Annotated in this window: 14 protein-coding genes; 8 read left to right on the forward strand and 6 right to left on the reverse strand. The window is 30.8% G+C overall.

Features of this window, described 5'->3' with window-relative positions; translation table 11 throughout:
• The coding region (locus tag L8X30_RS05890) for a cache domain-containing protein (RefSeq protein WP_263679460.1) at window positions 1–1023 on the reverse strand (1023 nt) is incomplete at its 3' end.
• 171 nt (window positions 1024–1194) lie between these two features.
• Window positions 1195–1791, reverse strand: a complete 597-nt coding sequence (locus tag L8X30_RS05895; protein ID WP_263679461.1) for a peroxiredoxin — start codon at window positions 1789–1791, stop codon at window positions 1195–1197.
• Window positions 1792–1976: 185 nt separating this feature from the next.
• Between L8X30_RS05895 and L8X30_RS05900 the strand changes: the two genes are divergently transcribed.
• The 6 genes from L8X30_RS05900 (at window position 1977) to L8X30_RS05925 (ending at window position 5295) form a co-directional block, all read left to right on the forward strand.
• The gene (locus L8X30_RS05900; RefSeq protein ID WP_173786825.1) at window positions 1977–2261 is read left to right on the forward strand and encodes a DUF362 domain-containing protein; all 285 of its coding nucleotides are present in this window, start codon (window positions 1977–1979) and stop codon (window positions 2259–2261) included.
• 141 nt (window positions 2262–2402) lie between these two features.
• A complete protein-coding gene (ndk, locus tag L8X30_RS05905) occupies window positions 2403–2816 on the forward strand; it encodes a nucleoside-diphosphate kinase (RefSeq protein WP_173786824.1) in 414 nt (137 codons plus the stop codon).
• Window positions 2816–3172, forward strand: a complete 357-nt coding sequence (locus L8X30_RS05910) for a DUF177 domain-containing protein (RefSeq protein WP_263679462.1) — start codon at window positions 2816–2818, stop codon at window positions 3170–3172. The genes ndk and L8X30_RS05910 overlap by 1 nt, the downstream gene beginning before the upstream one ends.
• 11 nt (window positions 3173–3183) lie before the next feature.
• On the forward strand, window positions 3184–3330 hold the full coding sequence (gene rpmF / locus L8X30_RS05915; protein ID WP_012662034.1) for a 50S ribosomal protein L32: 147 nt from the start codon (window positions 3184–3186) through the stop codon (window positions 3328–3330).
• A 5-nt stretch (window positions 3331–3335) separates the two neighbouring features.
• Window positions 3336–4325 carry a phosphate acyltransferase PlsX gene (gene plsX / locus L8X30_RS05920; RefSeq protein WP_263663938.1) on the forward strand — a complete coding sequence of 330 codons (990 nt, stop codon included), beginning with the start codon at window positions 3336–3338 and terminating at the stop codon, window positions 4323–4325.
• The gene (locus L8X30_RS05925) at window positions 4312–5295 is read left to right on the forward strand and encodes a beta-ketoacyl-ACP synthase III (protein ID WP_263679463.1); all 984 of its coding nucleotides are present in this window, start codon (window positions 4312–4314) and stop codon (window positions 5293–5295) included. The genes plsX and L8X30_RS05925 overlap by 14 nt, the downstream gene beginning before the upstream one ends.
• A gap of 8 nt (window positions 5296–5303) precedes the next feature.
• Here L8X30_RS05925 and motB read toward each other — a convergent pair whose 3' ends face one another.
• The 3 genes from motB to polA are packed head-to-tail and all read right to left on the reverse strand — an operon-like array spanning window position 5304 to window position 9480.
• Window positions 5304–6044 carry a flagellar motor protein MotB gene (motB, locus tag L8X30_RS05930; protein WP_263679464.1) on the reverse strand — a complete coding sequence of 247 codons (741 nt, stop codon included), beginning with the start codon at window positions 6042–6044 and terminating at the stop codon, window positions 5304–5306.
• 10 nt (window positions 6045–6054) lie between these two features.
• Window positions 6055–6828, reverse strand: a complete 774-nt coding sequence (gene motA, locus L8X30_RS05935; RefSeq protein WP_039619177.1) for a flagellar motor stator protein MotA — start codon at window positions 6826–6828, stop codon at window positions 6055–6057.
• Between the two features lie 12 nt (window positions 6829–6840).
• Window positions 6841–9480: a DNA polymerase I gene (gene polA / locus L8X30_RS05940; protein WP_263679465.1), complete on the reverse strand. Its 2640-nt coding sequence runs from the start codon at window positions 9478–9480 to the stop codon at window positions 6841–6843.
• A gap of 129 nt (window positions 9481–9609) precedes the next feature.
• Between polA and L8X30_RS05945 the strand changes: the two genes are divergently transcribed.
• Together L8X30_RS05945 and L8X30_RS05950 are read left to right on the forward strand one after the other, a co-directional pair.
• Window positions 9610–10965, forward strand: a complete 1356-nt coding sequence (locus L8X30_RS05945; protein WP_263679546.1) for an MFS transporter — start codon at window positions 9610–9612, stop codon at window positions 10963–10965.
• Window positions 10965–11969 carry a nucleoside hydrolase gene (locus tag L8X30_RS05950; protein WP_263679547.1) on the forward strand — a complete coding sequence of 335 codons (1005 nt, stop codon included), beginning with the start codon at window positions 10965–10967 and terminating at the stop codon, window positions 11967–11969. The genes L8X30_RS05945 and L8X30_RS05950 overlap by 1 nt, the downstream gene beginning before the upstream one ends.
• On the opposite strand, the gene L8X30_RS05955 is transcribed toward L8X30_RS05950, so the two are convergent.
• Entirely contained in the window at window positions 11925–12368 is a 444-nt protein-coding gene (locus L8X30_RS05955; RefSeq protein WP_263679466.1) for a YqaA family protein, read from the reverse strand. The genes L8X30_RS05950 and L8X30_RS05955 overlap by 45 nt on opposite strands.
• Between the last annotated feature and the right edge of the window lie 237 nt (window positions 12369–12605).

Below are 12605 nucleotides of genomic sequence, written 5' to 3' on the forward strand. Positions count from 1 at the left end.
GATTTGTATAGCTTGTAAAGGTGATAACAATCTTGATGAAATAAAATAAACAATAAGACATGATAAAATTAAAATCACAATAGATGTTATAATTTGATCAAATACATCTTCAATAACTAATTTATCTAAATCATCTTGTTTTTGAATTGCACACGCTACATAGTTAACATGAGCATTTGAATTATTAATATTTGCACAAACTCCAAATCTTTTTTCTCTACTATTTATCCCAGTATATTCAAAAGTCTTATAATCACCTACTACTTTATGGTGATTTTTAATCTCATCGATGTTTGGGTATGATTTTAATATTAAAGACTTATCGTTAGATGCAAAAGGTATTGAACTAGTATTGTCAAAAACAAATACACTTCCTGGTAATTTTTCAAATGTTTTTTGTAGAGATGTTAAAAGTAAATCAACACCCAAAACAGCTATAAGTTTTCCATTTTTTTCAATAGGTACAGAATAAGTAAAACTAGGGAATTTTGTTACTGAATCTTCGTACACATCACTTACAAAAACACCTTTATTTTTTAATGCTCCCTTGTACCAATCTCGCGTAGTTGCATTATATTGAGGATCATCATAATAACTTATACCACCACCTCTTTTTCTAAAAGGTATTCCTTTTTTATCTGATTCTGCATCACTAACAAGCATGGTTCCATCAGGAAAACCAAGATATACTGCTAAAGTATTTGAACCATCTTTAAATACTTTCAAATCCTTAGCAAAATATTCCCCTAATTTATCAAAATTTTCCGTCTGGTGTTTTGGTAATGAATCTATATATTTTTTTATAGATAATAGAATTTCAACATAACTTTCAATATAAGTTTCCACTTGAGCAGTAGTTACTAATAAATAATCTTTATTTGCATTTTTACTATTTATAATAAGATTTTCCCTACTTGAATAAAAAGCCATTGCCGTTACTATAAACAAAGCTAAAGCAACTATAATCCCTGTAGTATAAGAAAGTTTATTCTTTACACTAATAAAACTATTTTTAAAAAGCATTTATTTTCCTTGAATTTTATTATCATTATATTAATAATTTTATCAAAAAATTATAATAATAATTTTAAAAATTCATAAAAAACAAAATATTTTTAAAAATGTAAAATAAAGTGATAAATATAGAAGTTTTTTAGAAAAATAGCAGTGAAGTCTCACTTCACTGCTATAAAATTATAGTTTACTTTCGTTTTTGCTTAAATAATCAGCAACACCTTTAGGGTCAGCTTTCATACCTTCATCACCTTTGTTCCAGCCAGCTGGGCAAACTTCACCATGTTCATTAGTAAATAACATAGTATCAACCATTCTAATCATCTCATCAATGTTTCTTCCAAGTGGTAAGTCATTAATCACTGCATGACGAATTGTTCCATCAGCATCAAGTAAGAAAGAGCCTCTTAAAGCAACTGCCTCTTCAAATAAAACATCAAAATTTCTAGCAATTTGTTTAGTTAAGTCAGCTACTAAAGGAAATTTAACTTGACCTATACCACCTTGATTTACTAGCATATTTTTCCATGCAAAGTGAGAGAACTCATTATCACAAGATACGCCGATTACTTCAATACCTCTATCTTTAAAATCTTGATATCTTTTATCAAAAGCAATAATTTCAGATGGGCAAACAAAAGTAAAGTCTTTTGGATAGAAAAATACTACCGCGCCTTTTGGTCCTATATTTTTATAAAGATTAAAATCTTCAACTATTTGGTTATTTCCTAATACAGCTGGTGCTGTAAAGTCAATAGCTTTTTTAGTAACTATCATTTTTTATCTCCTAATTAATAAATTTTATTTGTAACAAAATAATATCATTTGTAAATTTAAAAATTTATTAATTGTGTAAAATTATCCATAATTTAATTTTATTATCAAAATTAATAGATTTTAAGAATAAAATTAACACAATTTTGATAATCTTGCATTTAACATTTAATATTAAGGAGTAAAAAATGGCAGTTAAAATTACTGATATCTGTATAGCATGTGGTTCTTGTATAGATGAATGCCCAGTAAGTGCGATCGTAGATGATGCAAATAATCCTGAGGGCGAAGACAGATATTATGTTTATGCAGATAAATGTGTTGAATGTGTAGGACACAATGATCAACCAGCCTGTGCAAGTGCTTGCCCAACTGATGGTTGTATTGTATGGAGTGATGTAGTAGGTGGTCAACCAAGTCGTGATAACATCGGTAGTGATTTAAGAGACGGTTCAACTCCAGTATTTGCTTAATAAATTTAATGTAAGTATCTTGATTTCAAGTTACTTACAAACCCTTCTATAAACTCTAAACTTTTATATAAATTTAAAGCATTTTTTGATATAATTAGCTCTTTTATAAATATAAAACTTATTTAAATTAAGGGGACGATTTTGGAAAAAACACTTTCTATTATTAAACCTGATGCAGTAAAAAAAGGTGTTATTGGTCAAATTTTAACACGCTTTGAAAACAATGGTCTAAGAATAGCAGCAACAAAAAAAATACAGCTTTCAGAAAAAGAAGCGCAAGAATTTTATGCTGTACACAAAGACAGACCTTTTTTTAAAGATTTAGTTGAATTTATGATCAGTGGTCCGGTTGTGGTTTCTGTTTTAGAAGGCGAAAATGCAGTGTTAAAAAACAGAGAATTAATGGGTGCTACAAATCCAAAAGAAGCAGCTCCTGGTACTATTAGAGCAGATTTTGCAGATAGTATTGATGCAAATGCGGTTCATGGAAGTGATAGCTTAGAAAATGCAAAAATTGAAATAGAATTTTTCTTTTCAAAAACTGAAATTTTATAATGAAAATTGCCTTTGCAAAACTTAGCTCTGTGGCTTATCCTTTTAAGCTAGATCTTGATAATATAGTTTTTGAAGGAACTATTACAAAAGTTAATCCAAAATTAGCAAAAATAAAAGCTAATTTCAAAGGATTTACTTATAGAAACTGTGATCGATGTGGCGATGAAATGGAGCTTGAAATCGATCAAAATATAGAGCTTTTTGCAAGCGATGGAATTTTTAAAGATGAAAATAATACTTTAAGTGATACTATGGAGTTTTTTGACTCTCATATAGATTTAATAGAACTTGCCACAAGTGAGTTACAATCTTATTTAAGTGATTATTTTTATTGTAATAAATGTTTAAATCAATAAAGGAGTAAAAAATGGCAGTACCTAAGAGAAGAGTGAGTAAAACTCGTGCAGCAAAACGCAGAACTCATTATAAAGTTACCTTACCTATGCCTATAAAAGACAAAGATGGTAGCTATAAAATGCCTCACCGTGTAAATCCAGTAACTAAGGAATATTAATAACGATGACAAGCATTGCTATTGATGCAATGGGTGGTGATTTTGGGGAAAAACCTATCATAGAAGGTGTGATTCAAGCTCTAAAAGAGCGTGAATTTAAAGCTATCTTGGTAGGGGATCCTCAAAAACTAAAAACCTTGATTCCTCAAGAATTAAACTCATACATAGAATACGAAGAAGCTTTTGATGTGTTTGCTATGGATGAAAATTCCACAGATGCACTAAAAAGAAAAGATAGTACTATTTACAAAGCCATTGATTTAGTAAGAAATCAAAAAGCAAAAGCTGTTGTTTCTGCTGGGCATAGTGGAGCTACTATGAGTTTAGCTACACTAAGGCTTGGAAGATTAGCAAATATTGCTAGACCTGCAATTGCTACTTTAATGCCAAATATCCATTCAAGAACACTTGTACTAGATGTTGGAGCAAATGTTGATTGTAAAAGTGAGCATTTATTTCAATTTGCTATTATGGGCGAAGCCTATGCTAAAGAGATTTTAAAAATTGCTAAACCTAGAGTTGCTTTACTATCAAATGGCGAAGAAGAATGTAAGGGAAATGAGCTTACCAAAGAAACTCATCAACTCTTAAAACAACTTCCAAATTTTGTCGGAAATGCCGAAGGTAGAGATATCTTTAATGGTACTATAGATGTATTAGTATGTGATGGATTTAATGGGAATATTTTGCTTAAAACAGGAGAAGGTGTAGCAAGTGTTATCACAAAGCTTCTAAAACAAGAAATTCAAAAATCTTTTTTAGCAAAACTAGGCTATCTTTTAGCAAAACCAGCTTTTAATGAACTAAAAACTCATATTGACTATGAAGAATACGGTGGAGCTCCGCTTTTGGGTGTAAAAGAATGTGTCATTATAAGTCATGGAAAAAGTGGTCCAAAAGCTATAAAAAATGCTATTTTTCAAGCATTAAATTTTACACAATCAAATATAAATCAAACTATAGAAAAAGAACTTTCTAATTATGAAATCAACTAAAGCTTCCTTAAAAAGTATAGCTTCTTATATCCCTACAAAAACTCTGAGTAATTTTGACTTAGAAAAAATGGTTCAAACTAGTAATGAATGGATATTAAGAAGAACTGGTATAGAACAAAGACACATAGCAAATGATGATGAGAATACAAGCGATCTTGGTACTAAAGCAGCTATTAAAGCCATACAAAGAGCTAATTTAAATCCTCAAGATATAGATGCGATCATCGTAGCTACTTTAAGCCCTGATTATTTTACCATGCCATCAACTGCATGTAAAATCGCTCATAATTTGGGCTTAAAAAATATCACCGCTTTTGATATTTCTGCCGCATGCTCAGGATTTATTTATCTTTTAGAGCTTGCAAAATCTATGGTTGAAAGTGGTACTAAAAAAAATGTATTAATCATAGGAGCTGAAAAAATTAGTTCTATTATGGATTATACTGATAGAAGTATTTGCGTGCTATTTGGTGATGGAGCTGGGGCTGGGGTTGTGTCATTAGATGATAATTTTCCTATTATAGATACTCATACTGCAAGTGATGGGGAATTTGGAGATTTATTAATGACTCAAAGAGCTCAAAAAAGTAGTATCTGCTCTCCACTTTCCATGCAAATGAAAGGAAATGAAGTATTTAAAATCGCTGTGAATACTCTAAGTAATGATGTTGTTGAAATTCTTACCAAAAATGATATAAAAAGCGAAGAAATTGATCTTTTTATACCTCATCAAGCTAATTTAAGAATTATCAAGGCCGTACAAGAAAAATTAAACTTCAAAGACGAACAATGCGTAGTTACTGTCCAAAAATATGGCAATACCTCAGCTGCTTCAATTCCTATGGCAATGAATGATGCTTATGAACAAGGTCGTTTAAAACAAGGCTCACTAATATTGCTTGATGCTTTTGGCGGAGGCTTTACTTGGGGTTCAGCATTGCTTCGTTTTGGTGGAGAAAATAACAAATAAGTAAAAACTTATTTGTTATTAAAAGCTCCAATTTGATCTAATACTGACTTTCTAGTTTGATTATCTGAAGAATCTACGCGGATATAAAATTCAACTCTATTGTTTATTTCATCTTCTTTGTTTGCACTCAAAGGATAATTTTCACCAAAACTAACCACTATAAGTTGAGCTGGATTAATTCCTCTAGCAATCAAATAATCAGCCACAACTTGAGCTCTTTTACTTGCTAAATCAAAATTTCTTTTAGGATCTTTATCACTTGCATCAGTATAACCTCTAAGTTCTATTTGAGCTTGTTTTGGCATTCTTTTTAAAACTTCGCTAATACGTTTTAGAAAATCTTGCACATCAGCTGAATCAATTTGTGTACTACCCCTAGCAAATTCAACCCTTGCAGGCAAATTTAAAACTATATTATTTTCTCTTTGATCTAATGCTGCTTTTAATTTTTCTATATTTTCTTGTTGGGTGATACTTAATTTTTTAAGCTTTTCAAGCTCTTCAACATTTGCATTAGATGGTGCACTGTATTTATTATGCACTTCACTTTCTTTTTCTAAAGGATTTGAAGCAGTAAATTCAAAAATTTTAACAAATTCAGTTTTTAAAGCCTCAGTTTTAGCGGGGTTACTTTCAGAAATCGCCCAAAGAGCAATAAAAAGCGCCAAAAGCAAACTTAAAAAGTCTGCATAAGGCACAGCCCATTTTTCACCTGCTGGACATTCTGGACATTTATGTTTTTTTCCCATTTTTTAACTCTTACTTATCAAATTGAGAAATTCTAGGCTCACCTTGTCCAAGGTAATTAAACAATTTAGCCTCTAAATCTCTAGGGTTAGCTCCCTCTGCAATACTTACTATAGCATGTGAGATCACTATCCTTTCTTTAATGAGCTCATGAGCATTAGCTTTGATTTTATGACCCCAAGGTCCAAATAAAGCATAAGCACCAAAAATTCCAGTTACCGTTGCAGTAAATGCTCCTGCAATACCTGCTGCCATAGCTTGAGGATCATCTAAAAGTTGTAAAGCAAGCATAAGTCCCATAACTGCACCAACAAGTCCCATAGTAGGGCAAGTCTCACCAAAACGGATCCAGTATTCTGCCGTTTCTTTGTAATATTCTTCCATTTCCTCTATTTGGATTTCCATACTTTCTTTAATCTCTTCTACGCTCTTACCATCAACCATCATCATCATGGTTTCTTTTAAAAACTCATTATCAATTTCATTAGTTTTTGACTCTAAAGCCAAAAGCCCATCTCTTCTTGCTATGATAGAGTATTCTACAAGTTCAGCTATCCTTTGACTTAAATTTACCCCTGCACCTTTAAAGGCAAGTTTTAATTCTTTATAAGCTGCTTTAACAAATTTTTTATGAGTTGCTGTCATCGCACAAAAAGCCGCAGTTGGAACCACGATCAAAAATGAACTTAAATGCAAAACATGTAAAGGGTTACCACCCTCTAAAATATCCCCCACAGAAATACTAACAACAGCTAATACCATCCCAAGTATGGTTGAAAGATCCATTAATTATTCTCCTTATTTTAATGCGCCCCAATTTTTGGCAATACTTGATGAAGTTTTTAATTTAACTTTTAATTTTACAATATTTTCCATAATATTACTAGCATTTTTTGCAAATTCCTCACAAAGTTCATCTTTTACTTCAAAAATAAGCTCATCATGAATTTGTAAAATCAAGCGTTTGTTCTCATCTAAATCTTTTGCAATTTCTATCATTGCAAGTTTTATTATATCGGCAGCAGAGCCTTGAAGTGTAGAGTTAATGCTCTCTCTTTCATACATTGCCACATACATAGGCTTTGCATTTTCAAAGTCAAAATAACGCTTACGACCTAGCAAAGTCTTTATAAAACCATTTTGCTTAGCTTCATTTTTTACCTTTTCAAAATAAGTTTTAATGCTAGTAAAATTCTCAAAATATTTTTCAATATATTCTTTAGCTAACTTTGCTTCTATTTTTAAGTTTTGACTCAAAGTCTTATAACCCATACCATAAATAAGACCAAAATTTATACTTTTAGCAATACTTCTTGTCTCATAATCACTACGATTAAAAATCATAATAGCAGTTTTTGCATGAATATCCTCATCGTTTGAAAATGCTTCTAATAATTTCTCATCTTCACTAAAATGCGCTAGCATTCTAAGCTCAATTTGTGAATAATCAAGCGAGATAAAACTAAATCCTTCTTTTGCTACAAAACAAGATTTATAATCTTTAGCATATTGACCATGTGCAGGGATATTTTGCAAATTTGGATCTTTTGATGAAAGACGTCCCGTGGCTGTTCCTGTTTGTAAAAAGCTTGAATAAATTCTTGAGTTTTCATCTTTTTTAGCTAATTTCAACAAAGGTTCACAATAAGTAGAAACTAATTTAGCAAGCTCTCTATAAGCTAAAATTTCTCTCACAATCGGATGTTCATCTAAAATAGCATTTAAAACCTTTTCATCGGTAGAATACCCTGTTTTGCTTTTTTTACCACTTGGTAGCTTTAGTTTTTCAAATAAAATATCCCCTACTTGTTTAGGAGAATTAATATTAAATTTTTCACCTGCTAAATCATATATTTTTTCACTAAGTATTTTTATATCTTGATTAAAACTTTGCATTAAGCTTTCAAGCTTTTGAATATCAAGTTTAATGCCATTATTTTCCATCATAATAAGCACTTTGATAAATTCAAACTCACTTTTTTGCGCAAGCTCAAACAAAGGCTTTTCTAAATTTTTTAAAAAATACAAATAAAATCTTAAAGTAACATAAGCATCCTCGGCTGCATATTTACAAGCTTTTTCTACATCCACTCCTGCAAAGCTTTCTCCTTTTTTTACCAAGTCTTCAAAATGCAAAGTCTCATAATCAAACAATCTTTTTGCTAAATCATCCATATTTACACGCAAACTTGGCTCTTTAAGCCATGCAAGTATCATAGTATCAGCATAATTTTTTGGAGGAAGTAAATTAAAATTGTTTTTTATAATCTCAAAATCATATTTAAGATTATGACCTATAACCGTGCTTTGATAGATTTTTTCTATACCCTTTTTAGCCACTTGCATAGAAATTTGCTTACAAACACCTAAATAATCATGTGCAAGTGGTACATAAAAGGCTTCACTTTCATGAAAACAAAAACTAAACCCTACTATCTTAGCTTCTTTAGTATCTAAGCCCGTAGTTTCGGTGTCAAAAGCAACAATGCTTTGATCATCAATTTTTTCTAAAATGTCAAATAATTCTTTCTCATCTAAGATTAATCTTGCATTAAATCCTAAATTTTTATCTTTATTAGTAGGATTAGTGCGTAGTTTTTTTAATAAAGCATTTAATTCATAATACTCTAAAATATCCATAATCTTAAGCAAGGGCTCATCTTTTGGATACTCACAATTCAAAAGCATATCTTTTACATCTAAATTTTCATACAAAGAAGCAAGTTTTTTACTCAAAAAGGCATTTTCTTTGCCCTCAAGCAACAAATTACGACTTCTTTCATTACGCACTAGTGTTAAGTTTTCATAAATTCCCTCAATACTTTCAAACTCATCAAGTAAATTCTTAGCTCCCTTAGCACCAATTCCTTTTACACCTGGGATATTATCTGAGCTATCTCCACATAGAGCTAAAAAATCTCTTATTTGGCTAGGTTTTACCCCATATTTTTCTAAACACCCTGCTTCATTATAATCATTTTTTGAAATAGGACTATAAATACTAACTTTATCATCTTTTATAAGTTGATACAAATCTTTATCTTGAGTAATAATTCTTATAAAAATATCCTTATTTTCACACTCTTTAACCAAAGATGCGATGATATCATCAGCCTCATATCCTTCGCAAGAAAAACTTGAAAAACCCATTTTTTCTATCATTTGAATGCAAATTGGAATTTGAGCTAATAAATCAGGTGGAGGTGGAGTGCGGTTGATTTTATAATTTGGATCAATTTCACTTCTAAAAGTTTTTCCTTTACTATCAAGAGCAAAAATAATCATATCACTAGGATGATCATTTTTCAAACTATAAATAAAATTAGCAAAACCGCTTATCATATTACTAGCTTCGCCTTTTGAATTTTTCAAACCCTTTAAAGCATAAAAAAGCCTAAAGAAAAAGCCAAAAGTATCAATTATGGTTAAAGTTTTCATTTTTTTCCTATATTAAAAAATAATAATAATTATCGCCCAAAATTATTTAAAAGTCGGTAAAAAGTATTAAATTTCCATTTTAAGCATTTTAGATAAAATTATCATTTTGAAATTTCAAATAAAGGTTTAATCTTGCAAACAAAATCAATCGCGGATGAAAATTTTCAAACTCCACAAGGAAAAAAGGCTTTTAAAAAGGCTGTGTTTTCATGTTGGCTAGGAACTGCCATGGAATATGCAGATTTTGCACTTTATGGCTTAGCTGCAGCTACTGTTTTTTCAGAAGTTTTCTTTCCTGAGCAAACTCCTGTTATAGCATTATTGCTTAGTTTTGTTACTTATGGTATAGGTTTTATTGCTAGACCTATTGGAGCTTTATTTTTTGGATATTTAGGAGATAAATACGGAAGAAAAAATGTATTGATGAGTACCATTGCATTAATGGGCATTTCAACTACTTTAATTGGTTTTATACCAAGTTATGCAGTAATTGGAATTTGGGCTCCTATATGTTTGGTTATTTTGCGTTTTATGCAAGGCTTTGGCGCAGGCGCTGAGCTTTCAGGTGGAACTGTCATGCTTGGAGAATATGCTCCTAGTAAACATAGAGGTTTAATCTCTTCTATCATCGCTCTTGGATCAAATAGTGGAACCTTACTTGCAGCTTTTGTGTGGCTTTTAGTTACAAGCATGGATGATGCTAGTTTTAAAGAATGGGGATGGAGAATTCCTTTTATAGGAAGTATCTTCATAGCACTTTTTGCTGTTTATATGCGTTTAAATGTAAAAGAAACTCCTGTTTTTGAAAAGCAAAAAGAATTAATGCTAAAAATTCGTCATGAAAATGAAGCACATATGAAAAAAGATGAAAGAACTTTTTGGCAAAAAAGTCGTGCATTTTGGACTATGGTGGGCATAAGGATAGGAGAAAATGGACCATCTTATCTTGCACAAGGCTTTATAGTAGGTTATGTAACTAAAATTTTACTTCTTGATAAATCAGTAGCCACAACTGCTGTTGTTATAGCTTCTTTGGTGGGATTTTTGGTTATACCTTTAGCAGGATATTTAAGTGATAAATTTGGAAGACGCATTGCCTATAGAACCTTTTGCTTGCTTTTAATGCTTTATGCCTTCCCTGCTTTTATGTTGCTTGATAGTAAAAATGAAATTATTGTAATTTTAACTATCATCGTAGGTATGTCTTTAGCTTCTTTAGGGATTTTTGGTGTGCAAGCTGCGTGGGGTGTGGAGCTTTTTGGGGCAAAAAATCGCTATACCAAAATGGCACTAGCAAAAGAATTTGGCTCTATACTTTCAGGAGGAACCGCTCCTATGATAGCTTCAGCTTTGCTTGCTTATTATGGCACTTGGTGGCCAATAGCCTTGTATTTTGTTATCACCGCAGGAATTGGTTTTATCACAACTTTCTTTGCGCCAGAAACTAGAGGCAGAGATTTAAATTTAATAGAAGATGCGATATGATACGCCTTATTTTAGACACTGATATAGGCAATGGAATAGCAGGGGCTAATACCGATGATGGTTTAGCCCTTGGGCTTATTTTAGCCTCTAAAGAAATCAAACTTGAAATGATTAGCACTTTAAGTGGTAATGTACAAGCTTTAACCGCTTATAGCGTTGCTAAAGATTTATTAAATAAGCTTAATCTAGATATACCTTTGTATCTAGGTGCTCATGAAGCTTTATGTGAAGATAGTCATTTTTGGAGACAAAGACTAGATAAAAGCATAGAAGAGTTTAAGCTTACTCATCTTTGGGATCATATAAAACCTATAAAAATCTTAGAAAACATAAGCCCAAATGCTTGTATGAAAATGGGTGAGCTTGTTATGCAAAACCCAGGTGAAATTTCAATTTGCGCTATAGGACCTTTAACAAATATAGCCATAGCTATGAAACTTTTTAAAGACTTTGATAAAAATGTAAAAGAAATTTTTATCATGGGTGGAAGTTTTGATATGCCTTATCATATCAAAGATACAAATTTTGGTTTTGATCCTGAAGCTGCTAGTATAGTTTTAAACTCAAGAGCTAAAATCACACTTGTTCCTTACAATGCAACAATGCAAACTATGCTCACACATGAAGATTTAAATACTTTAGAAAATCAAAATCCACTTTGTGATTTTTTAATACAGACTTTAAGAGTTTGGATTGATTATGCAAGCAAAACAAGAGGTACAAATGGCACATGGATACATGATGCATTAACTATTGCTTATATGCTTGATCCTAATTTAGCAAATTTTGATGAGTATTTAGTAGATGTCATTTGTGATAGTACTTTTGCTAGAGGAAGTACGATAAGGTGTTTTAAAGATGCTAAAATGCCTATGAAAGATCATGAATTAAAAAATACCATAAAAGTTTTAAAAGATATTGATAATGCTAGACTTTTAAATCTTTTAAAATCAAGATTTTTAAATGGAATTTGCTATGAAAATTACAAAAGCATAACGGCTTAATTTACCCAAGGCTATAAAAATACTTGCTTTTAAAAAAGAATACTTAGCAAATCCAAGCCCTAGCGCAAAAAGATCTCCCACTATGGGTAAAAAAGTAAAAAAAGCATACAAAGAGCCAAATTTTTTAAAATTTGCATTGATTTTTTCTAATTTACGTAAAGAGTTTTTAAAATATTTTTCTAAAATTTGACTCTCTCCAAAATAAGCTAACGCATAAGTACTTAAACTACCCAAAGTATTCCCCAAACTTGCTACAAATAAAACCATATAAGCATTAAAATCTAATTTTACAAAAGCAAGCACAAAAGCTTCACTTGCCATAGGCAAAAGCGTGCTAGAGAGAAAACATACTACAAAAAGTCCTATATAGCTTATGTCATTATATAAAAAATCAAACATTACAAATTTTCTTAGTATTTATTTTCCAAATTATCATTTTAAAGAATTTTTAATAATAATTATCTTAGAATGTAAAATCATTTGGCAATTTTTTAAAAGGAAAAACTATGGAAAGGAAAAAATTTTCTAAACTAATTTTAGAATACTCATTTAACAAAGCTTCTTTTTCTTGGCGTTAAGCCTACTACTACATTTTCAATCATTTTTTATTTTACATTTTTAGTTTTAGTTGATCAT

This window comes from Campylobacter sp. CNRCH_2015_0338h (genome assembly GCF_025772785.1).
Lineage (GTDB): Bacteria > Campylobacterota > Campylobacteria > Campylobacterales > Campylobacteraceae > Campylobacter_D.